General features: G+C 53.5%; 16 protein-coding genes and 1 pseudogene. 10 read left to right on the top strand and 7 right to left on the bottom strand.

What is annotated here, in order from left to right; translation table 11 throughout:
* Nucleotides 1–601 precede the first annotated feature (601 nt).
* Nucleotides 602–1,921 carry a nucleotide disphospho-sugar-binding domain-containing protein gene (locus AC4LF3_RS20700; protein ID WP_491836571.1) on the top strand — a complete coding sequence of 440 codons (1,320 nt, stop codon included), beginning with the start codon at nucleotides 602–604 and terminating at the stop codon, nucleotides 1,919–1,921.
* A 491-nt stretch (nucleotides 1,922–2,412) separates the two neighbouring features.
* Here the strand turns inward: AC4LF3_RS20700 and AC4LF3_RS20695 are convergent, their stop codons facing one another.
* Both AC4LF3_RS20695 and AC4LF3_RS20690 read right to left on the bottom strand, forming a co-directional pair.
* Complete coding sequence (locus AC4LF3_RS20695) at nucleotides 2,413–3,954, bottom strand: sensor domain-containing diguanylate cyclase (RefSeq protein ID WP_491836569.1); 1,542 nt, start codon at nucleotides 3,952–3,954, stop codon at nucleotides 2,413–2,415.
* A 142-nt stretch (nucleotides 3,955–4,096) separates the two neighbouring features.
* Nucleotides 4,097–5,722 (bottom strand): methyl-accepting chemotaxis protein, encoded by a 1,626-nt coding sequence (locus AC4LF3_RS20690; RefSeq protein WP_312271863.1) that lies wholly within the window; start codon nucleotides 5,720–5,722, stop codon nucleotides 4,097–4,099.
* Between the two features lie 217 nt (nucleotides 5,723–5,939).
* Here AC4LF3_RS20690 and AC4LF3_RS20685 point away from each other — a divergent pair, with 217 nt between their 5' ends.
* Nucleotides 5,940–8,525 (top strand): bifunctional diguanylate cyclase/phosphodiesterase, encoded by a 2,586-nt coding sequence (locus AC4LF3_RS20685; protein ID WP_491836567.1) that lies wholly within the window; start codon nucleotides 5,940–5,942, stop codon nucleotides 8,523–8,525.
* Here AC4LF3_RS20685 and AC4LF3_RS20680 read toward each other — a convergent pair.
* On the bottom strand, nucleotides 8,516–9,349 hold the full coding sequence (locus AC4LF3_RS20680) for a hypothetical protein (RefSeq protein ID WP_491836565.1): 834 nt from the start codon (nucleotides 9,347–9,349) through the stop codon (nucleotides 8,516–8,518). The genes AC4LF3_RS20685 and AC4LF3_RS20680 overlap by 10 nt on opposite strands.
* A 202-nt stretch (nucleotides 9,350–9,551) precedes the next feature.
* On the opposite strand from AC4LF3_RS20680, the gene AC4LF3_RS20675 reads away from it, so the two are divergent.
* Both AC4LF3_RS20675 and AC4LF3_RS20670 read left to right on the top strand, forming a co-directional pair.
* Nucleotides 9,552–9,977, top strand: coding sequence for a hypothetical protein (locus AC4LF3_RS20675; RefSeq protein WP_010798481.1), 426 nt, complete (start codon nucleotides 9,552–9,554; stop codon nucleotides 9,975–9,977).
* Nucleotides 9,978–10,240: 263 nt separating this feature from the next.
* On the top strand, nucleotides 10,241–10,849 hold the full coding sequence (locus AC4LF3_RS20670) for an ERF family protein (protein ID WP_010798482.1): 609 nt from the start codon (nucleotides 10,241–10,243) through the stop codon (nucleotides 10,847–10,849).
* 128 nt (nucleotides 10,850–10,977) lie between these two features.
* On the opposite strand, the gene AC4LF3_RS20665 is transcribed toward AC4LF3_RS20670, so the two are convergent.
* From AC4LF3_RS20665 to AC4LF3_RS20655, 3 genes are all read right to left on the bottom strand, one after another.
* Nucleotides 10,978–12,921 (bottom strand): AAA family ATPase, encoded by a 1,944-nt coding sequence (locus AC4LF3_RS20665; RefSeq protein ID WP_491836563.1) that lies wholly within the window; start codon nucleotides 12,919–12,921, stop codon nucleotides 10,978–10,980.
* Nucleotides 12,918–13,997, bottom strand: a complete 1,080-nt coding sequence (locus tag AC4LF3_RS20660; protein ID WP_491836562.1) for a metallophosphoesterase — start codon at nucleotides 13,995–13,997, stop codon at nucleotides 12,918–12,920. The genes AC4LF3_RS20665 and AC4LF3_RS20660 overlap by 4 nt, the downstream gene beginning before the upstream one ends.
* 170 nt (nucleotides 13,998–14,167) lie before the next feature.
* Nucleotides 14,168–14,443 (bottom strand): hypothetical protein, encoded by a 276-nt coding sequence (locus AC4LF3_RS20655; protein ID WP_010798485.1) that lies wholly within the window; start codon nucleotides 14,441–14,443, stop codon nucleotides 14,168–14,170.
* Between the two features lie 439 nt (nucleotides 14,444–14,882).
* Between AC4LF3_RS20655 and AC4LF3_RS20650 the strand changes: the two genes are divergently transcribed.
* Both AC4LF3_RS20650 and AC4LF3_RS20645 read left to right on the top strand, forming a co-directional pair.
* Nucleotides 14,883–15,107 carry a hypothetical protein gene (locus tag AC4LF3_RS20650; protein WP_010798486.1) on the top strand — a complete coding sequence of 75 codons (225 nt, stop codon included), beginning with the start codon at nucleotides 14,883–14,885 and terminating at the stop codon, nucleotides 15,105–15,107.
* 190 nt (nucleotides 15,108–15,297) lie between these two features.
* Nucleotides 15,298–17,466, top strand: coding sequence for a phosphocholine-specific phospholipase C (locus tag AC4LF3_RS20645; protein WP_491836560.1), 2,169 nt, complete (start codon nucleotides 15,298–15,300; stop codon nucleotides 17,464–17,466).
* A gap of 56 nt (nucleotides 17,467–17,522) precedes the next feature.
* On the opposite strand, the gene AC4LF3_RS20640 is transcribed toward AC4LF3_RS20645, so the two are convergent.
* A complete protein-coding gene (locus tag AC4LF3_RS20640; RefSeq protein WP_019367102.1) occupies nucleotides 17,523–17,981 on the bottom strand; it encodes a DUF3597 domain-containing protein in 459 nt (152 codons plus the stop codon).
* An 801-nt stretch (nucleotides 17,982–18,782) separates the two neighbouring features.
* Here AC4LF3_RS20640 and AC4LF3_RS20635 point away from each other — a divergent pair.
* From AC4LF3_RS20635 to AC4LF3_RS20620, 4 genes and pseudogenes are all read left to right on the top strand, one after another.
* Nucleotides 18,783–19,028: an ATP-binding protein gene (locus AC4LF3_RS20635; RefSeq protein WP_491836558.1), complete on the top strand. Its 246-nt coding sequence runs from the start codon at nucleotides 18,783–18,785 to the stop codon at nucleotides 19,026–19,028.
* Nucleotides 19,029–19,159: 131 nt separating this feature from the next.
* Entirely contained in the window at nucleotides 19,160–20,329 is a 1,170-nt protein-coding gene (locus tag AC4LF3_RS20630; RefSeq protein WP_491836556.1) for a hypothetical protein, read from the top strand.
* A gap of 94 nt (nucleotides 20,330–20,423) precedes the next feature.
* Nucleotides 20,424–21,047, top strand: a complete 624-nt coding sequence (locus tag AC4LF3_RS20625; RefSeq protein WP_491836554.1) for a class I SAM-dependent methyltransferase — start codon at nucleotides 20,424–20,426, stop codon at nucleotides 21,045–21,047.
* A gap of 15 nt (nucleotides 21,048–21,062) precedes the next feature.
* Nucleotides 21,063–21,242 (top strand): annotated as a pseudogene (locus AC4LF3_RS20620) (methyl-accepting chemotaxis protein); the annotation flags it as partial.
* Between the last annotated feature and the right edge of the window lie 28 nt (nucleotides 21,243–21,270).

The following is a 21,270-nucleotide window of genomic DNA, read 5'->3' as shown; positions in this document are numbered from 1 at the left end:
GTCGCGTTGATGTAACACAAAATGGCAACAAAGATTGTTGTCGACTAATCAGAGTAGCGCAGTAGGGCGGTGGCGGCTCGATTGACATTGATCAGTGCGGAGACCTGACTATCGCTCGGATCGAAAAAGTCTCCCCTATGACTATTCGCATAGCGCAACGTTGACTCAGACGGGACTTGGGAATGAGGCCGTTGTTCAACAATTGGAAAGTTACGAACACAGTAGCATCGCCGTGCTAAGTCATACAGGTAATGGCAACAAGGCCAGCTATTTGGATTAATTGATGTCAGGCAGCGCGACCACCTGGTCGGCTCTGTGACTCAACGGCTGGGTTTAAGGCTAATTGAAGAAGAGGGTGGTCTTGTCGAGTAATCACTGTACGCGTTGCGTTTTCTAAGCATCATTACCAAGCAATTCAGTAACAGCGTTGAATACAGATTTAACCGTAGCCCATAACATGAATTTCCGTGGCGCCACGTGTTGGTGAGCATTCCGTCATACCTATCCTTTCCAGATACAGAATATCTTTACCTATTCTTAGTAAGAATGTCATGGATGATCGGTAAACCTTGACTCATACACCGTTGATTAAGGTTATTTGATGCCTCGCATTATCGTTGCAACCACACCCCAGGTAGGTCATGTACTTCCCGTTTTGTCATTATTGCCGTGCCTGAAAGAGCAGGGTTATGACATCACTTTCATCACGGGGTCTGCGTCCAAAGAACGTGTTGAGCAGGAAGGTATCCGGCATGTTACGTTACAAGGTACAGCAGATTATGATGCGCGGGATGTCAACCAAACCTTTCCTGACCGTAAAAAGCTGCGGCCTGGTCCTCAGCTGCTTGACTTCGATTTTCGCGTCCTATTTATCCAGCCATTGGTCGACCAGACCAAGACAGTTCAAAGTGTACTAGACGAAAGTGATGAGCCCGCTGTGCTCATAACCAATCATATGTTTGCGGGAGGATGGCCATTCCAGCTGCGATTCTCTGGCACACGACCTGCCGGCTTGATCTCACTCGGGATAACGCCCCTAATGCTCAGTGCAGACCATCTGGCACCCTTTGGTAAAGGACTTCCTCCTGCTGCTACGGAACACGAAAGACAACGGTATATACAGTTAAGTCGTGATTTTGGCAGGGAGATGGGGGGCTCAAAAGCAGCCCTTGATGCCGCCCTGGGCACATTCGGTACAAGGCCTATGCCTTATTCCTTTATGGATGCCACCACGCTACTTCCGGACATATTTCTGCAGATGACTGTTCCAGGACTGGAATATGCCGGAGCCTGTCTTCCTCCCTCTGTAAAATTGATAGGTACTGCGCCAAGCCAAGTACAAGCCTATTCTTTGCCAGCTTGGTGGGGTGAAGTCGATGCAGCGAAAGCAGAGGGTCGGCCTGTTATTTTTGTCACTCAAGGCACCGTAGCTCGTAACCTGGGGAACCTGGTATATCCAACGCTTGATGCTCTTGCAGCTAGTAACGCGCTGGTAATTGCTACAGCCGGTAAACCAGGGGAGCACACCAAGCCATTTGTTACCCAAAATGCCTACATGGCTGACTATTTGCCTTATGAGCAGATGCTTCCGTACGTCGATGTCATGGTTACCAACGGCGGGTACGGTGGCGTACAACAGGCATTGCGACATGGCGTTCCGCTTGTGATTGCAGGCACCTCGGAAGACAAAGCAGAAGTTGCAGCGCGGGTAGCGTGGGCAGGTGCAGGTATCAACCTCAAAACAGATCGTCCCGCCACGCAGGATTTATCAGAGGCCGTCGCAACGGTTTTGAGGGAGGCGCGATTCAAAAGGGCCGCGATGACATTGAGTCAACAGTATAGCGAACTCGATCCGGCCTTGGCACTTAAACAGGCGGTTGATTCTTTTTTCCAGTCTGAGTTATCACTTTCAAGCCCATGACTGATCGAGATCTTTAAACCTAAAAGCTTATCGAAAGAGATAAGGTGGTCAGAGCACTAACAGGGAACGTTACCAACCTTATGTCTGCAGTTGTACGAGGCTCAATCAGCTAATCTGTAACGCAGACATTATCAAAAAACCGTTTACTGTACAGAGATATCAGGTAGAGACCATGGCGAAGTAAAGGCTGTCGAGTTATTAGCGAGGCACCATCAGGCTCATCCTAAAAACGTCAGTCATCCATCTTTATGAAGCGGAAATTGATCGTAAGAGTAAGACCTGAATAGTTTGTACTGCAGGTCATGAATTTCCGATTAGTGCTTTAATCGGAAATGAAATACTGGGGAAATGTGTCGATCATGTTCCTATGAGACTTATCCTTACATTCGCATAATATATCTTATGTTAAATAGAGTATTAGAATTACTATTAGTCCCGGACCTGCGTATAGAGCCCATGTCCGGGAACCCCTCTCACGTCTCCTCTGCTAATCACGTATGACTACTCTCAGTCACCACCATCCGGTTTCGCCCATTACGTTTGGCTTCATATAAAGCACTGTCTGCACACTCAATCAATGTTTGTCCAGTCAGGACGCCGTCCTCGCCGGGCATATATGTATGAATGCCACCGCTGACAGTGACCATGCCGAATGGACTGTTGTGATGCTCAAGCCTTAGCTTACGTATCTGGTCCTGGATACGCTTAGCGACTATCCGGGCGCCTTGGCTGTCGCAGGCTGGCAAGATGGCTGCCATTTCCTCACCACCATACCTTGCCGCAAAATCACCCGATCGTGGGAGACTATGCTTTAGCGCCTGTGCGACCTGTTTCAGGCAATAGTCGCCTGCAGGGTGTCCGTAATAGTCGTTGTAGCCCTTGAAAAAGTCGATATCCAGCATGATCAGGCTTAGCGGTTGCCCCGAGCGTTCTGCCCGCTTGAGTTCCTGATGCAATGCCATATCGAAATAGCGACGATTGGCCAATTCAGTCAGTCCGTCAGACAAGGCCTGCCTTTCCAGCGCACGGTGCGCCTCGATCAGTTCAGCCTTGACTGTATTGGCATGCCCGATCTGGCGCATCAACACCAAGCCGAACAGCGACATCACGATAATGAGGCTGGCGACAATGATGGCTGAGCGTTGCGTATCACCGGTCCAGTCCGACAAGAGCTCTTTCTTGCTCATTGCCACCATTACCAACAAGGAATATTTATCTATCAGCTGGTAGCCATACAGGCGCTCAACCCCATCAATTACCGCTTTGATAGTCACGATGCCGGAAGGCGCCTGAGCCAATGCTGTGGTAATGACGTAGCTCTGGGCAAGGTGTTTGCCCACTAGATATTCGTCTTTGAAGGGGCGTCGACTCAGAATCGTGCCGTCCGGCATCGCCAGCACAATGGCACCTGAAGGCCCTAGCTCGATGTGCCTGTAGAAATCGAGAAAATACTCCATCCTGACTGTAGCCAGCACTACACCCGCAAAACGCCCTTGTTTGTCGGTAACACGCCGGGATATCGGAATAATCCAGTTACCTGTAGAGCGGGAGTGAATGGCACGGCTAATGAAGGGGTCTTCAGTTGTGTTCTGATTGTGAAATCTAAAGTAGCCTCGGTCTGAGTTCTGGCCTTTCCATGGCGTTTCACCTAAAGAGGTTGCCCTCCAATTGCCCTGCTCGTCAAAAACGAACAGGCCCTCGACCTGCTCTAGGGAGCCCGCATATTTCTCAAGCAGCGTATGCAGCGCTTCTGGTTTAAACGATATCTCATTACCCTGCTCCAGCAAGTGCTGAAGGCTCATGAGCGCTACATCCACTTCCTGGAACGAGTCCTCAGCATGTTGGGCCAACGCGCGAGTCAGGTTGAGCGTTGTGCTCTCGGATTGCTGCAGTTGAACGTCTCGCGCATGCCAGCTTTGCCAGAAATCAAACCCTACCAAGGACACAAACACCAGGCCCAGAAAGGCCATCGTTAACGTTTCCAGAGGTAGGCGTTTGAGTTTCTTCGAAACCATTGAATCAGGATGAGACATAAACCTACCTTAGGGCATGGACTGCAACGAGGGCTTACAAACGCCCTTCCATAAAGGGCGCATTTATTACATTCCGTTGCGTTACCTAGCCGAAACGTAGGGCAGAACGATGTCTGTTAATCAGCATCATCCTGCCGGTCGGTCAGACTCTGAACCGGCGAACCATGCCGCTTAGGTCTCCAGCCAGGCGAGAAAGCTCCTGGCTGGCTGTATGGGTCTGTTCTGCACCCGCGGACGTCTGGATAGACAGATCACGAATACGAACCAGGTTACGATCCACCTCTCGGGCCACCTGTGCCTGCTCCTCAGCAGCGCTGGCAATGACCAGGTTACGCTCATCGATACCGTTAACCGCATCGTTGATTGTGCCTAGTGCATGACTTGCCGCCTCAGCCTGCTCCTGGGTTTGCCTGGCCTGATCCGCACTGGTCAGCAAGGCGTCTACGGTATGAGTAGTCCCCTGCTGAATGCTACCAATCATGGCCTCGATTTCGCGGGTAGAATCACTGGTCCGGTGTGCCAGTGAGCGTACCTCGTCTGCTACAACAGCAAACCCGCGACCCGCGTCCCCTGCTCTGGCCGCCTCGATTGCAGCGTTCAGCGCCAGCAGGTTGGTCTGCTCCGCTACGGACCGGATGACATCCAGCACCTGGCTAATGTTGCGTGTCTGTTCGGCCAGCTGACGTGCCTGCTCAGAAGCGCTCAGAACGTTGTCCGTCAGGACACCAATAGCACTGAGGGTATCGTTAAGCTGACGCTGCCCTTGGCGCGCGGTTTCGGCTGCTGCTTTGGAGGCGACTGAGGTCGACGTCGCGTTACCCGCTACTTCTTCAACGGCCTGGCTCATCTCGGTGACTGCAGTAGCTGCCATCTCAATTTCGCTGTTCTGCTGTTGCAGTCCCTGCGTACTTTCGCTCATGACTGCGCTCATTTCTTCAGTCGCAGCAGCCAGCTGTTCAGCCGACCGGTTGATCTGCTCAAGCGTATCGCGCAGATTGCCCTGCATTTTTCCCATAGCCTTGAGCAGCTGAGCGGCCTCATCTGTACCGGTTGTTTCCAGCCGGTGGGTCAGGTCACCCGACGCGATGGTCTCCGCAGCCTGCACAGCTTCGCGAATAGGCTTGGACAGACTCAAGGTTAGACGCCAGGCGAGCAGGATCGTAAGGCCCAGGGCGCAGCCGATAACCGTCAGGGTAATGGATACGGAGTTGCTATACACTGCCTGTGCATCTTCGCCAAAGGCTTTGGCTGCTTGCTGGTTCAGGGTACGCAATTTCTCGGTCTGTTCGTTCATGCTCAAGCCAAGGCTGGCCATGCCACCCATGACCTGTTTACGGGCATCATCGATCCGGCCGTTGACCATTAACGCTACGAGCTGATCGGTATTAGTCATATAGTCGCGGTAGATAGCCTGCAACTGCTGTAGCGCCTTGCCCTCCTCCGGCGTGCTGATTAAAGGCTCATAGCGTTTGAAGCCAGCTTCAACAAGCTGTCCCAAGTCTTTGATCTTCTGCTGAGTTTTCCGAAGTGTTTCAGCATCTGGCAAGGCAATCAGGCGCAACGCCTCTATACGAATGCGTGCCATTTGCAGGGCCAGATTGTCACTTTCAACAATACTGGGCAATGAGTTCAGTTCCACTTTCCGAGACTGATCCTGGATATGAGACATCTGTGCCAGGCTGAACACCCCCAGCCCGGTCAGGATGACCGCGATAACGCCAAAGCAAAACAGGCTTCGGTATGCAATTTTCAGGGAGCGAAGGCTCATAGACATAACCTTGATAAGGGGGCCAGAGAGGACATGCAAAGTGATACGTATTGAAGCGGCATCAGTGCGGAATTCTTGAGTCAAAAGTTGCCGGATGGTCTGTTGATCCGCCCGGTTGTGCCTCACATCGCCTGAACCGGATTATTTGCTACAGCGGCGAGAACGGAAGCCGATATAAAACAACCTGATAGCAGATTATCGAATCGCCTCCCTGACCATGCCTATTTCTCCGCCCCCGCCAGCCATGAAAAAGGACGAGCCGTTTCGTTCACAAAGCCACACTGAGCTGACCCGTCGCTCTGTGTTGATGTTTACCGTCCTGATGTTGAGCCTGTTCGCCCTGGCAGGCGCCGTCACGAGCTATATTGCCTGGTCGTTAGATAATAAGGCCATTACCAGTGGTGAGCAGGCCTTGCGCAATGCTATCGATACTCGTAAGAAGTCCACGGTGGCGACACTCATGGACTATGCCCGCTGGGAGGAGAATTTCATGCACCTCTATCCTGCGGTCGATACGAAATGGGCGCGTGAAGAAGATAAGCTGGCCGGCTCGCTGCTGTCGCAATATGGGCTTGACGCCGTCCTGGTTGTCGACGGCTCGCAAAATACCCGTTATGCCTTTTTAAAGGATACGGTCGACCCCAAGGATGCACTCCAGTGGATCGAGGGCGACTTGCCGGCAATGCTGGAGCGACTCCGAGGCGAGCCTCCGCTTACGCATGTTCAGGGCTTTTTTCAGGTGGAGGGTGCACCGGCGATTGTTTCGGCAGCTCTGGTCCAGCCCGCCCAGACGACGTATCTACCCAGGCGAGACCAGCTTCCCATCCTGCTCTTTGTTGAACGGCTGGATCAGCCGAAGCTGGCGTCGATGGGTGCGGCCTCTAGCATTGTCAATCTGAAGGCCGGGCCGGCAGAAAAGGATAGCGCCAGCCTTATCGTAAGCGAGAACCATGGCGTTCCTTTTCTGCTCAGCTGGCAGGCAGAGCGTCCTGGCGGTGTACTGCTAAGCGTAATGCTGCCTCTGCTGGTACTTACGGCATTTGCCCTGTATCTGGTTTTAATCAAACTCAAGCGCCGATCACTGCGTGCGGCTGCATTGATCGATAGCAGCCATGAAGCCCTGGAGCATAGCGAGGCTCGTTTTCGGGATGTCGCCGAGGCTTCTTCAAACTGGATCTGGGAAACGAATGCCCGACGTGAGTTGACCTATCTTTCTGACCGGTTCGCAATCAGCACCGGCTTTGGTGTTCACGAGTGGCTGGGAAAGCCGCTGCAGGAGCTTATTGATTTCAGCGAAACGGACTTCCAGGCAAGCGCCCAACAAGATCAGGAACCAGCAGGTGCCCCAAAAGCCCTGGAATGCTTTTACATGGACCGCGAAGGACATAAACGTGTGGGGCACCTTTATCTTCGGTCTGTTTGGACGGAGGGCGTCTTATCCGGATATCGCGGGACTCTCAGCGACATTACAGACGAAATGGAAGCTCAGGCCCATTACGAGCATCTGTCCAAGTATGATCCGCTGACGCAGCTTCCCAATCGGACGTACATGTACCGGTATCTCAAGGAGCAATTGGGAAACGGACCTACGCCAGAGAGTCCTTTGACCATCTTTTATCTGGACCTGGATGACTTCAAGCACGTTAACGATACTCAAGGGCACGGCTTTGGTGACAAGGTCCTGATCGAAGTGGCCAACCGGCTCAAACGGTGTATGGATAGCAGCGTATTCATTGCCCGTCAGGGTGGCGATGAGTTTGTCCTTGTGCTTACCGGGCAAAAGCAGCCAAACACTTCTGTATTGGCAGAATGTCTGCTGGCCTGCCTTTCTGCTCCGATCATGATTGACGAACTTGAAGTTCGTATCAGCGCCAGCATTGGTATTGTGCAGGCGCCTGCCCATGGGGTTATCAAGAGCGAGCTACTTCGGTTTGCGGACATTGCACTTTATGAGGCCAAGGGGGCGGGACGTGATACGTGGCGGCTGTACGACAGCGCGATGAACGAGCGGCTGCTTCAACGCCAGCAGATCGAGGAAGACCTGCGGGCCGCCCTGCAGCGCGATGAGTTACGACTCGTCTTCCAGCCGCGCTTTAGTATCCAGAACGGGAATATCATTGGCGCAGAGGCGTTGGTACGCTGGAGCCACCCTACCCGCGGTTTGCTGAGTCCTGCTGTATTCATACCGGTGGCCGAGCAGAGCGGGCTTGTAGTGCCTTTGAGCGACTGGGTTTTGCGCAAGGCATGTCGCGAGGCGCTCGAATGGAAAGATCCTATCTTCGTCTCGGTCAATCTTTCCTGTATCGAATTTCAGCGTAATGACCTAGTAGAGCGTATCCGGCAGGTATTGGAAGAAACGCAACTTGAGCCTGCGCGGCTTGAGTTGGAAATTACCGAAAGCGTGATGTTGGATAATGCTGAAAGCGCACTGGCCCTGATGCATGAACTCAAGGCGCTGGGTGTGAAGCTTTCCATGGATGACTTTGGAACAGGCTACTCCTCGCTTAGCTACTTGAGCCAGTATCCATTCGATGGCATCAAGATTGATCGCAGCTTCGTCATGAGCTTAAGCGAGGGTGACGACAGCAATCAGGCCATCATCAAGGCCATTGTTGCACTGGGCAAGGCGCTCTCGATGTCCGTGACCGCAGAAGGTGTCGAAACAGCCGAGCAGCTTAATGCACTAGGTATCCTGAGCTGTGATCAGGCGCAGGGGTTTCTGTTGGGCAGACCGGTTCCGGTGGAACGCCTGGTTGAGCAGTTGAATGAGCAGCTTACCCCGGAGGGCAAATCTCAAAGCTGATGCGATTCCAATCGCGCCTCCAGACGGGCGATCTGCCTGATCAGGTCCTTGCCGGTGGCGCGCTCCAGATCGAGTTGACGGGCCAGGTCATCCAGATGCCGGGCCTGTGTGGTATGCAAGGCCTGGAGTCGCTCATTATCCCGAATCAGTTGGATGTTCTGCTCCCGCAAAGAGGCATTCTCGGCCAGAACCGCTTGATGCTGGTTGCGCAAGTCACTGACGGCGGAATCCGACTGCACCTGATCCTGCAGCCGCTGGCGCTGCATCACTTCCTGATAACCTTCCAACGCATCCCGTGCCGTCTTGAGTTCAGCGCTTAGCGTTTCGATACGCTGGGCACGGGCAGCCGACTCTCGCTGGCTATGAGTCAGGTCTACCGCCTGCCTGGCCAGCTCATTATTGGCTGCGTTGTATCGGTTTGCGTAATCTCCTGCGAGCGCTTCGGCTTTCGCTAGTCTGGCTTCCAGGTCCTTGATACGCTCTTGCTGGGCGTTCGCACGCTCATCGGCAAGTTGGAGCTTTTCATTTATCGACTTCGCCTGAACCGCGAGCGTCTGCTCAGCCTCGTCTATTTCCAGCTGGGCCCTCTCCAGCAACTTGCGTTCGAGTTGTTCGATTAGTGCCAGCATGTCCGCCCTGATCCGTCCGCTCGGTCCTGAAAGGCTTTGCTCGTCAGCTTCGATTTCTTTTTTATAACGTTGAATAGTTGTAAACGAGCCTCCTGTCAGCGCCCGGATTTCAGGTACAGAGGCAGACCGGCCCGCTTCCTTTAGCTGCCGAATGGCAGTGGCCACCTTCTCCTTGTCTATACCGTTACGGCTCATGGCTACTCGCTTTACGTAAAGAATAAAAATCGTAAGGCTAATCGTAGCGCAACTCTGTGCTCATCCCAAGTAGGGGATGGCGTAGCCAGAAAAAGGCAGGACTATATTTAACACCTTGATTTACAGCGCTTTTCGCCAGACGGTGCTCTCCTGCGCATTACGATGTCAGCTATGATGGAATGAAATCAACTCAGGAGCGCCCATGGCTACCAACATTGAACGGTTCGATAATCTGGTCGGTCGGCTTTTTGGTGAGTTGTACGAGGCCTTCCCTATTCCGCGTAATCTCTTTTGTACCGATATGCAAAAGCACATCGAGGCGGCGGGCCTGAATGAAATAGATGACTTTAATCCCTGTGCGGATGAGGCTCGATTCTTTACCGCCTCGGTCAGATGGCTTGGCAATGCAGGCTTGATCGAACATGGCGATGTAGTGGCTGGAACCGCTCATGATTGTGTCCTCACTGCCAAGGGGCTCGAGATTTTGAAGGCAACGCCTGCATGCCTTGAAGGTGCTCTGGGTGATCGCCTTGTTCAGGCAGCGAAACACGACGCTGACGAGGAGCTTCGCCAACTGACCGGGCAGGCTTTGAGCTATGGGATATCCCTCGCGCTTCATAAATTCTGAGCCATTACAAACCTTTGCACGCTTGCAGATAAACCGCTTTCGCTGTGGTCCAAGTAGTAGCGCGTTTGATAACTGAGAAGCTTTTCAAAGGCAGTGTTCAGCCGACGAAAGGTCAGGCAGCTCGGGGCTTTCAGCTTGGTTTTAGCCCGCTTGCCCCCATATAGGATGGACTGCCTGGAAAACCTCTTTAAACCCTTCTCATCAGTTCTCGACGTTCACCCCTGTCCCGTCGGTAAGGGGTATGTTGCCTTGGAGATATCTGTATGAAAATGTCAGAAAACATCGACGCCCTTGCCAAGGCCCTGGCCGCCGCACAGGCTGAGATTGAAAACGCCACAAAGGGAAGCATCAATCCGCACTTCAGAAGCAAGTATGCGGATCTGGCCGAAGTATTGAATACAACCCGACCGATTCTGAGTAAGTTCGGCCTTTCGATCGTCCAAATGCCGGGCTTTGAAGATGGCAAAGTCAGTGTCGAAACGGTACTGATGCACGAATCGGGTCAGTGGATCAGCAATACCCTGCTGGGCCCCTGCATGAAAATGGACCCTCAAGGGGTTGGTAGCGCGATTACGTACTATCGCCGTTATTCCCTGGCAGCCTTTGCAGGTATTGCCCAAGAGGATGACGATGCCAATGATGCTTCTCAGACCAATGCCAACCGCCAGCCTGCTGTTTACATTAACAAGAGTCAGCTCAAGCGTATCGAAAATGCGGTAAGCGAGTGCAGCCCGGCCGTTCAGAAGAAGTTTGAAACGGATTACCCGGACGCCAGCAAGATGACCGTTGACGTCTATGACAGCATTGTCAGCAGTCTCGAGTCAGCCGCCAAGAAGTACCAGGAACGCAAGAGTCAGGACAACGCGGCATGATTTCCCTCACCTATCCATTGGCAAGCCTGCAGGGACGCTTGGCTTAGCTCTAACACTCAAAAATAGCAGACTGATTTTTACTAGCCCGCATCAAATGCCCTTTTGGCTATCCAATGAGCCAGCACCGCTTAGACGGTATATGCAGCTTCTACGGTAGCCTGTCCGTTTTCCTTGGTTATAGTGATGCTGTTACGAATCCAATCGCGTAGATCCGTATGGCTGATAACCAGGACCGTTCCCTTGTCATGGGACTTTTCCTCCAGCAAAAACATTAATCGCTCAAGACCGGCCTCATCAAGGGCCTGATCAATCTCGTCTGCCATAAACAACCTGATGGGTTTACTGGCTCGCGATGCGACCAGATCTTGCAGTGCCATGGCGGTTGCTAACCTGACTTTACGCTTTTCTCCTCCTGAGAGACTTTTAAAGGTCTCACCCCCGGTTGCGCTGACCACATCGATAGAGAACTTCTCGCGTAACTCTCCCTTGGCCGTCAATGCAATGGTAGACCACACTGCGGTCACGTTTCCGTCCGTCAATGTAGACAAATAGTGAGCCGTCCGAGCATTCAGGTAGGGGGTTACGTTATCCAGAATATGCGCACGAACGCCTGACGGGCTGAATACCCGGGCGGCTTCTTCCGCCAGTGCAAGCCGTTGCTGCGCTGCGCTCAATGTAGCCGTCAAGGCTTCTTGTCTCACCCTTGTCTGTACCAACTGCTCACGTGCACGCTGTATGGCTGAATCGTGCGGATTCTTTGCTGATTCGAGCTGCGCGATGCGCTCCTTCAGCACCTGTAGCTGCCTGGCCTGTTCCTGCCAGGCGTGCTGTTCAGCCTGGGTTTTTCGTCTTTGCTGCTCAAGCGCTTCCAGGGTTGCACTCTGCTCGGAAACATCAGTCATTTGCTGGCGATAATTGCGTAGGCTGTTTTCCAACTGGTCAAGCGCCTCTTTCGCTGTCTTCGCTTGATCTTGTAGCGCAAGTACCTTTTCCTGCTGCGTTTTCACGGATTGCCAGGTCATGTCTCGTGAGGCATCAAGATCCTGTGGTTCGATGACATGACCGCATTGAGAACACGTAGTACCTACTTGATCGTCAATGTGCTCCAACGTGTGAGCGAGCCGCTGGGTCTTGGCTTGTTCACGCTCTAGGGTCTGTTGGATTGCGGCATAAGCAAGCTCCGCCTCCCGAAGCGCCTTGGCATGGATACGCTCCTGCCGGCGTTCCTCATCGGACGCGGTGATCCTGCTACGAACGGCCGCGGCCTGCTCGTCCAGGCTTTTCAAGCGTGCCTGAAGATACTCTCCCAGGCTTGTATCAAACGCATCCCGAACGGCATGGTAGTGCTGGGTAGCGGTCTGGACGGCGGCGCTCTGCTGACGTATCCACGCCTCGCGATCCTGCTCAGCCGCCTCGACATTGGCGGTAAAGGTAGTGATGGCTGTTTCCAAGGCCTTGGCCTGAGTGGTGAGCTCTCCTACCTCGACCTTGCATTGATTAAGTCGGGCCCGAGCGATCTCATAAGCCTGTTGCAACTGATGGATACCTGCGGCCTCCTCTACCAGGAGCTTGAGGTTTCGGTCTGTCATCCCAGGTAGGTCGGGCATAGCCTCCTGACCCAGATAGATCGCGTTAACGAACACTTCGCGCGAACAGCCCATGACCTTATCGACCAGCACCTGGGTCAGCTTATCCGAGCCCTTGGTCAGGTCCTGCCATTCGCCCTCCATGAAATGCTCAAGGCGCAATTGATTCTTGTATTGGCGATGCTTGCGATGACGACTGATGCGATAGCGTGCGCCCGTCTCGTCAAGCAGCTCAAGTCTGACCTCTGTACCCTTTCCTGCGGTACGGTTGATCACCGCATCACCAGACTCCTGACGAGCGGTTTCGCCATACAGGGCCCAGCACAGTGCGTCGGCAATTGACGACTTGCCAGCGCCGTTACTCTTTTGGCTCGTATCATCCAGGTTCTCGCCCTGGATCAGTACCAGACCTTTGTCGTTCAGGGGAAGCGACTCGACATGTCCAATCGCCATGAAGTGAGTAATCGAAAGGCTCTGTATCCTCATGGATCGATCGCCTCGGCTTCGCTGAGTATGTCGTTGCACAGTGCTACCAGCGCGTCACCATGCGTGCTGTTTTCCTCCACCCACCCGCGGATCGATTCGCGTAGTGTCGGTGCGCTGGAGACCGGCGAGCGACGCTGCATAACAGCAGAGCGTGGCAAGGGGATGGCCTGTACCAGGCTTCCCAGCGCACCCCATGTCTTGAGCTGATCACGAAGGTGGGAAATCTCCTTCTCGGTCGCCTCGCCCAGCCGTGCCCGCACATAATTACCTTTGCACTGCTCCCTGGCTTCGTGCTCATCCCAGCGAATATCTAGATCCATGAAGCGGGGCGCAGAAGAGGTACGAAATACCACGTCGGTATCGCTGACCAAGAGATAGCCTGCCCGGGTCCCTATATCGTTCCAAGTCTGATGGGTGGTGGCGCCTACGCTATAGACCTCACCCTTGAAGCGCTTATGGTTATGGTAGTGCCCACTAAAAACGCGCTTGAACCCGTATCGGGCCAACTCTGCTGCGTTAAAGCCATGGTCTGGCAAGCCGGTTAGAACACCATTGACTGGCGCATGAATCATCAGGGTCCATGCGTTGGGGGCTTCCCCTTTTGCATTCAAATCTGTCAGGCAAGCGTCGATATGCCGGCGGACATCATCGAGTCGGTCATACCAAGGCACCATGACAACATGGTCATCCTCGAACAACGTTGGCGTTGAAATCACTTCAATACCAGGAATGGTACGCAAGCTCTCGCAAGCATTGCCCAGCGCGCTACTGTCACGGGACTCAAGGTCATGATTACCTGGTAACACACGAATGTTCAGATCCAGGTCTTTCGTAAGCCGTGTGAACAGGTCGATAGTTGGATTAAGAACCGTGGGCGAAACGGAGCCACGTACATGAAAAAGATCACCTGTAATGTAGAGCGTATGTCCTCCTGCCGCACGAAGGTCATGCGCCGCCACCTGAATCTGATCCAGAATATGACCGAGACGGCTATTGAGCCCATTCTTGTCGACACGGGAAAACGCTGACCAATTATGCAAATGTGCATCCGAGCAGATGCCATAGACGAGGCTCATAGGCTGTCAGATCCTGCTGTAGGCGATAATACGTTTGACGTCGAGAAGAGACAGAGGTTGAACACCTCTACTGTATTACAGCGCCAACGGCGCAACGGCACGCAGCGGTAATGGAATCAAGATGGGGCAACGGCAAAAAAATAAACGGTAGCAGGTGATCTGATGAGCCTTTAGCGAGACACCTGCCCTACGGGCGTTCCTACCAGGTCGTCTATTTGCAACTGCGCCTTCTGCTTGTTGTGTTTGAGCAGCTCATGCTCGATATCGTCCAGCAGCGTCTGGAACAGCGCACCATTTTTCAAATACCGGGCGGAAAAACGCCAAGTATAAGGCTCGCCTCCATCAAGAGGCGCTGCGGTAATCGTCAGGCTACCCTCTTGGTCGATGATGCCTTTAAGAGCAAATGAGTCAGCAAAAATATAGGTAAGGCGAGACAGACACTTCATGATGCAAGCAGAACCAGGCAGTAGTGTTTGTTAGAGGCAGCGTTTTGCTATTTATTCGCCACTACAGCGTGCCGTCTGTCTAAAGGGATAAACGGTTAGCAAAAAAATCATCTTTTTTAAAAAATTGCTCAAGTTATTGATTTGGCAGCCGATGAAATAGGCAGGCAGACAGGATACCCTGCCTAGCTGAGCATGCTGCCCCAGGGACGGGGCCCTTTCTTCCGACCCAGTCCCTTCATTCCCATGAACATCTTCGGGTTTCGATGTTCAATGTCATCGTGGTGCTATCGCTGCCGTTGCAGTCGATACTGCCTTTTCGGAAAGTCTACCAAGCTAACGCAATGATCTTGGCTACACTTGCCACAAGCCGGAATCGCCCGCTGCGCTGAGGGGCGTCATGGTTGTATCACCTTGTCCCACTGCTACAAGGAAGGCTGTTATGGAATTCAAATGGCTACTCCGTGAGCTACAACGAGATCCCAACGACCAGGACTGGGTCAAAGGCTGGGGAGTTTATCGGAACACTCCATGGCATTTGGCTTGCGTTTACAACAGCGAGGCGGTAGCTGTCTCCGAGGCGGTAAGGCTTGGCCAGGGCTACGCCGTTTCCTGGGGAGCACACAAATTGGGCACCAATCAGTTCATTATTACTGAAAAATCCTGATCTCCCTGCCTGGGTGCGATATGGCTCTGCCCAGTCGCACCGATTCATCTGGCAGACACGCGCGTCATAAACCTGCCTATAAATTCCAGATCGTTTCGCGGTGTCATATTTTTGCTACCTGCTACCCGTACAAATATGTAACGAGTTGTTCCGGCTAACCACCTCAGCACGTACAGGGAGCGAACGAGTCATGCCTTCTCTCACCCGCAGAAATCTATTGCAGGCAGCGGCCGTCGGGTCGGCCATCGCCATGCTACCCGCCTCGATCCAACGGGCATTGGCCATTCCCGCCCACAACCGTACCGGTACTATTCAGGACGTCGAGCATGTAGTCATCCTGATGCAGGAGAACCGATCATTCGATCATTATTTTGGCACGCTGCCGGGCGTACGCGGCTTTGCTGACCGGCTGACGATTCCATTGCCGGGCGGACGCACTGTCTGGCAGCAGCAAGGTCAAGAGCGCGTTATCCTGCCTTATCACCTCGACAGCCGAAAAGGTAACGCCCAGCGTGTCCATGACACGCCACATTCATGGGCAGACACCCAGGCGGCCTGGGACAGCGGTCGTTTGAGTGCATGGCCAACCTATAAGACGCTGACTTCGATGGGATACTACGAGCGTAACGAGGTGCCCTTTCAGTTTGCCCTGGCCAATACCTTCACGCTGTGTGACGCCTACCATTGCTCGCTGTTAGGTGGAACAGCACCAAATCGCCTGTTTCTTTGGACCGGTACCAACGGCCCCACTGGCTCTAACGTCGCAGCGGTTGTCAACGAGTGGGATGCTCCGGGGCCGCCCGATGAGGGATATGACTGGACGACCTATGCAGAGAGACTTGAGGATGCGGGCGTCTCGTGGAAGGTCTATCAGTACCTGCCGGACAACTTTGGTGATAATGCCTATGCAGGCTTTCGCCAATACCGTGCCGCAAGCGTCAAGGTTGGCAACCCCGCCCAGCCCTCTGCAGACTTTAACGACTTCGTCGTCTATCGCGAAGCGTTGGAGGCCGTCGCCCCGTTGTACAAAGGCAACGGTAATACGATGCCAGCAGCGAACAGCAACGACCTTGAAACCATGTTCGAGAGCTTTAGACGCGACATCCGACAAGGCAAGCTGCCTCAAGTGAGCTGGCTGATCGCACCGGCAGAGTATTCGGAGCACCCCGGTCCCTCCAGTCCTGTTCAGGGAGGCTGGTATACCCAGGAAGTCCTTAATGCACTGACTGAAAACCCAGAGATCTGGAGCAAGACGGTACTTCTCGTCAACTATGACGAAAACGATGGCTTCTTCGACCATGTGCCGCCACCTGCCGCTCCTTCCCTACGCGCAGATGGAACACTGGCAGGTAAATCAACCATTGCCTTCGATGCCGAAGTGTTCCAGCACAAAGCACCTCCTGGCTCGAAGGAGCAGCCGGCTCCCGATGGACGTGTGTACGGACCAGGGCCCCGTGTCCCGATGTTTGTCATTTCGCCGTGGAGCCGAGGCGGCTGGGTGAATTCGCAGGTCTTCGACCATACTTCGGTACTGCAATTCTTGGAAAAGCGCTTCAACGTAAAAGAGCCCCATATCAGTCCTTGGCGGCGAGCGGTATGCGGAGATCTGACGTCTGCCTTTAACTTTGTCGATCCGAATCAGGAGTTGTTGCCGCCCTTGCAGACTACCTCTCGCCGTGCAGCGGATCAGTTGCGGGAAAAACAGGAGCAGCTACCACAGGTCCCTGTTCCGCCTACTGACCAACAACAAGTCCCTGTGCAGCGACGTCTAGCTCGCCCTTCCCGAGCATTGCCGTATCGGATCGAGGTCGAAGCGGAAGCCAATCCGGAGACGCGCCAGCTAACCCTGACCATGCGCAACACAGGCGAGCAAGGTCTCGTGCTGCATGTATACGATCGGCTGCATCTGGAGGATATCCCTCGCCGTTATACCATCGAGGCAGGGAAGCTGTTGAGTGATGTCTGGGTCCCCACTATTACAGATGATGGCACCTACGACCTGTGGTTGTTGGGGCCTAACGGCTTTCATCGAGCACTGCGTGGCAACCTCAAGGCTCCGCAGCCAGAAGTAAGGCTGCAGCGTGACGGTAAAAGCCACAATCTGGTCATGACAATCACCAATACAAGCCTGCAGGCTATGACCGTTCAGATTGATCGGTGTCCCTATACGTTTGAAAAGCCCCACGAGTTTCAGCTTGGTGCGGGTGCCACACATAAACAGCGTATATCGACGCGCGTGAGTGGTGGATGGTACGACATTACGGTTCGGGCTGATCAGGGCAGCTGGGAACGGCGTCTGGCTGGCAGACTTGAAACTGGCCGCCATTCGATTAGCGATCCCTTGATGGGCAATACCTGACCGTCGGAGGTGTCTCACAGGCATCCCTGAGCTGGATGCCTGCCTTCCAAAACCGGTTACGCCTTAAGCTCGGGAGGAACCGTCCCGTCGTGCTCGGCCAGCTTTTGCATAACGGCCTTGTGTAGCCAGTTGTTCATCTGCTCCGAATCTCCAAGCTTATCGGCAGGACACCCAAGCTCGGCGGCCATCTCCTTGCGTGATTCATAACTGCTGTCCAGATTAAGTACCTTGAGCAGGTCGACGATGGAGGAGCGCCAGTTCAGGTGATCACTATGATTAGCAGCCATTGCATCGAGACGCGCCGAAATATCCATCGAATTTTGCACGCCGGTAGCTGCCGGAGCCTGTAGTTGCTCGGCACGAGCGCTGTGGGCAGCGTTGGTTTCTTCAGAATCAGTAACGATACGTGTAGACGTTTTGCTGGCATCAATGACGCCGACATCAGCCTTTCGCTGCTCTTCGTTACTAACGCCGTCCAAGCCAAGCTTGTCAAGAATCGAGCTAAACAGTCCCATGATTGACCCTCGTGATTAAACCTAGATTACTTATGGACCCTCAGAGAGGGCCTGTGATTCAACGCTTTATGCAGCTGTAAGCGAGGCGATCACAAAAAACCATTCTTGCAAAATAATATGTATAAAAATCAATAGCTTGAAAACATAACCTAATGTTGACCACTAATTTTAACGAGAAATCACTTTAACTCTTTGACCTTTTAACGCATTTTCTAAGATGTAGACGGCTTGGCCTCACGATAAATTGAAGGAAGATATCTATGACCTATCAAAATAAATTTTTATCTTATAAATCAATATCCTATAATCATATCCTAAGAGGTTACATTTAATGTAGTGGTTCAGCTGAGGGTATGGCTGCTGTTCAGCAACGCACCATTAATGTACTTTGACATCGTTGAGTAACAGAGCGGCCTGAGAAGCCTTCCGCCATTATTGCCGCGCTCAATCGCCTACTACTCCGTATCCACTCGGGTGCAGAAGCGCAGCGCGCCTTTCTCGATAATATGGCGCACCCGTTGCGCACCCCGCTTGTCGGCTTGCATATCCAACGCTAATGGTTATGCGAACGATATGCAGGCGCTCCTGATAGCAGTCGCATCTTGAGTTTTATCAATCAGACAAGCGAGCGGATGATTCACCAGGCTAATCAACTACTGACCTTGGCCCGAGCCTCAACCTCCCACTTGCATACGTTCGCCCTCACCCCGCTGCGCCTGGACTAACAGGTTGAATACTGGGCGGCAGATGCTAGACACCTCGATCTGGAGCTTGAGCTGCAGGCTGCCTTAACACAAGGCAATGCCTTTCTGCTGCGTCAATCTTGTCGACAATGCCATCCGCCGTATCCCGCCTGAAGGTTGCACCACAATGCGAGTCAAGCTGTCGGACCAGGCGGTCATCCTAGAAGTAGAAAACAGTGGGCCAGGTATTCCATCGGATGAACGTGAGCGTATCTTCGAGCGATTCTATTGGCTTGAGTGGGGTATGGTACGGGCGTTGGAATTGCCATCATGCGAGACATCGCCCATGCCCGTATTCAGCTGAGGATGGAAAAGGGCTTATGGTTCATCTGATGTTTTCCTTCGCTACATATTTCGGATTTCCGTCTACGCTCATAAGGCCAGATAACACCGGCCCTGTAATAGCAAAGCGCGTACAGGTCATTACTAGATGTCATGTTCAGGTTGAAACCACTCGCACTGCTTATCGGACTACTCGGCACCACCCATAGTTACGCCGCGTCAAATACGGCCGACTTGACTCAGAGCGGTGTGCAGAATACGGCCGCGCTGACACAAACCGGGCAAGGCAACCACAGCGTTCAGGTCCAGCTGGGCACCGACACCCGTCAAACGGTGCTGCAAACGGGCGAACTCAATGCGGCATCGATCTACCAGGGAGAAAGAACTCGCGGGACTATTGATATCGATCAGAGTGGTGAAAGCCACCTGGTGGAGATTTATCAGGACACTCGAGGATGGTCTACCGTGGCGGTTACACAGCGAGGCAGCGTGAACGAGGCGCGTATCGATCAGGGCAGCAATAACGCCGGGCGTGTCACGAGCTACCAGGAGGGTACTCACAACCTGCACGACTTCCGGTTGGAAAACATGAGTGGGACGCCCAGCCTCAGTGCCCGCACCCTGGGCAATGGCAATACCATGAGGGTTGTGCAGGGCGAGGATGCTCAATACTTCATGGATGCAGACCTTGTGCAAAACGGTGACAACAACCTGATCGACCTGCAACAGCAATGGCGTCGTCAGGAGGCCGAGGTCAATCAGCAGGGTAATGGCAATATCGTTCAGGTGCAGCAGAGCGGCTTGGGGCCTATCGAGGGCGAGCTGAGCGGGTCTCTGACGCAGGCCTCCCAGAATGGGAACGACAACGTTATGAACATCCGTCAGGGAAGTGACGGCAATACTCTCATCTCCAGCCAGAACGGTGACCGTAATACTCTGGATGTGCAGCAATGGGGGTGGTCTGGCTACCTGACCACCAAGATGACCAACCGCCTGGAAGCTACGGTAAACGGCAACGATAACCGCATGACCGTGGTGCAAATGGGGGGTGCGGGTGCCCATGAGATTACGGCCGAGCAGACCGGTAACAACAATGAGATGAACTTAAGTCAACGAAACACGACTGACAGCTCCCTGGATATGGCGCAGCGCGGGGATGGGCTGGTCATGACAGTGACTCAAATGAATACTCAGAATGACCATTTCGCGCTGGTGCAGGAAGGCACCAACCACACCCTAAGCCTTGAGCGCTCAGGCATAGGTAATGAAGCGATCGTTTCTCAACTGGGTACAGCCAATATGGCCTCGATGATTCAGCGATGATCGCCTGAGCCAGGCGGGGTATTCTCCCCGCCTTTTGTTTTACAGACCGGATACAGTAGTACCGTCTTTCAACGGATCACGTGGCCTGTTCAACATGAGTTCCTGGTACGAGCGTCGTGTTTTGCCTTATCTGCTCGATATTGCCTGCGGGATTAAACCCGTACGCCTGCAGCGGCAGTCTCTTATCCCTTTGGCGTATGGTCAGGTGCTGGAAATTGGCATCGGGACCGGGCTCAACCTTGAGCACTATGACAGGTCTCGGGTAGAGCGTATCGTTGGGCTGGACCCCTCCCTGGATATGCACCGGCTGGCTCGGTCTCGTGCTCAACGCGCAGGCCTTGACGTCGAGCTGGTTGATCTGTCGGCCGAGCGGATTCCCTTTGAGAATCGCTCCTTCGACACGGTTGTGGTGACCTATTCGCTGTGCACGATTCCAGATCCGGCCGCTGCACTTAAAGAGATGCATCGCGTACTCAAGCCGGAAGGACAGCTCCTGTTCTGCGAGCATGGACAAGCCCCCGATGAAGCGGTGCGTGTATGGCAAGATCGGATGACGCCGCTCTGGCCCCAAGTAGTGGGCGGCTGCCACCTGAACCGGGAAATAAGCAAACTTATCCATGACGCCAAATTCGAAATGATTGAATTCAAAACGTTTTATTTAACGGGCTTACGCCCATTAACGTACCATTATTGGGGCGTTGCCCGTCCCTTAGCCTGAGTCTTACAACGAGAAAACCTGCTGATCGCTACGGCGTTTGAAGAACAGGCCCAAGTAGCCCGGGCCGTTGACTACAATCTGCTCAGCATCCGTGAATTGTCGATACAGACGTCCGCAGGTGCCAACCAGACCACTATGGCCAGCGCGGAACTGCCTCGCCTAGCTGTGGATATGAACCGACTTGTGATGCGGTTTGCGACGCAAAGCCAGATAGAGAAAGCCC

It is taken from the genome of Pseudomonas sp. C2.3V, from assembly GCF_058536325.1.
The sequence above is the reverse complement of the archived record's forward strand: the minus strand, read 5'-3'. Positions and strand labels throughout refer to the sequence as shown.

What these genes read in the sequence shown, in the direction of transcription:
- AC4LF3_RS20675 (WP_010798481.1), top strand. Translation starts at nt 9,552, where the DNA reads ATGGCTACCAACATTGAACGGTTCGATAATCTGGTCGGTCGGCTTTTT.
- AC4LF3_RS20630 (WP_491836556.1), top strand. Translation starts at nt 19,160, where the DNA reads ATGTTCAGGTTGAAACCACTCGCACTGCTTATCGGACTACTCGGCACC.
- AC4LF3_RS20670 (WP_010798482.1), top strand. Translation starts at nt 10,241, where the DNA reads ATGAAAATGTCAGAAAACATCGACGCCCTTGCCAAGGCCCTGGCCGCC.
- AC4LF3_RS20645 (WP_491836560.1), top strand. Translation starts at nt 15,298, where the DNA reads ATGCCTTCTCTCACCCGCAGAAATCTATTGCAGGCAGCGGCCGTCGGG.
- AC4LF3_RS20625 (WP_491836554.1), top strand. Translation starts at nt 20,424, where the DNA reads ATGAGTTCCTGGTACGAGCGTCGTGTTTTGCCTTATCTGCTCGATATT.
- AC4LF3_RS20700 (WP_491836571.1), top strand. Translation starts at nt 602, where the DNA reads ATGCCTCGCATTATCGTTGCAACCACACCCCAGGTAGGTCATGTACTT.
- AC4LF3_RS20695 (WP_491836569.1), bottom strand. Translation starts at nt 3,954, where the DNA reads ATGTCTCATCCTGATTCAATGGTTTCGAAGAAACTCAAACGCCTACCT.
- AC4LF3_RS20685 (WP_491836567.1), top strand. Translation starts at nt 5,940, where the DNA reads ATGCCTATTTCTCCGCCCCCGCCAGCCATGAAAAAGGACGAGCCGTTT.
- AC4LF3_RS20640 (WP_019367102.1), bottom strand. Translation starts at nt 17,981, where the DNA reads ATGGGACTGTTTAGCTCGATTCTTGACAAGCTTGGCTTGGACGGCGTT.
- AC4LF3_RS20655 (WP_010798485.1), bottom strand. Translation starts at nt 14,443, where the DNA reads ATGAAGTGTCTGTCTCGCCTTACCTATATTTTTGCTGACTCATTTGCT.
- AC4LF3_RS20665 (WP_491836563.1), bottom strand. Translation starts at nt 12,921, where the DNA reads ATGAGGATACAGAGCCTTTCGATTACTCACTTCATGGCGATTGGACAT.
- AC4LF3_RS20680 (WP_491836565.1), bottom strand. Translation starts at nt 9,349, where the DNA reads ATGAGCCGTAACGGTATAGACAAGGAGAAGGTGGCCACTGCCATTCGG.
- AC4LF3_RS20635 (WP_491836558.1), top strand. Translation starts at nt 18,783, where the DNA reads ATGCCTTTCTGCTGCGTCAATCTTGTCGACAATGCCATCCGCCGTATC.
- AC4LF3_RS20660 (WP_491836562.1), bottom strand. Translation starts at nt 13,997, where the DNA reads ATGAGCCTCGTCTATGGCATCTGCTCGGATGCACATTTGCATAATTGG.
- AC4LF3_RS20650 (WP_010798486.1), top strand. Translation starts at nt 14,883, where the DNA reads ATGGAATTCAAATGGCTACTCCGTGAGCTACAACGAGATCCCAACGAC.
- AC4LF3_RS20690 (WP_312271863.1), bottom strand. Translation starts at nt 5,722, where the DNA reads ATGAGCCTTCGCTCCCTGAAAATTGCATACCGAAGCCTGTTTTGCTTT.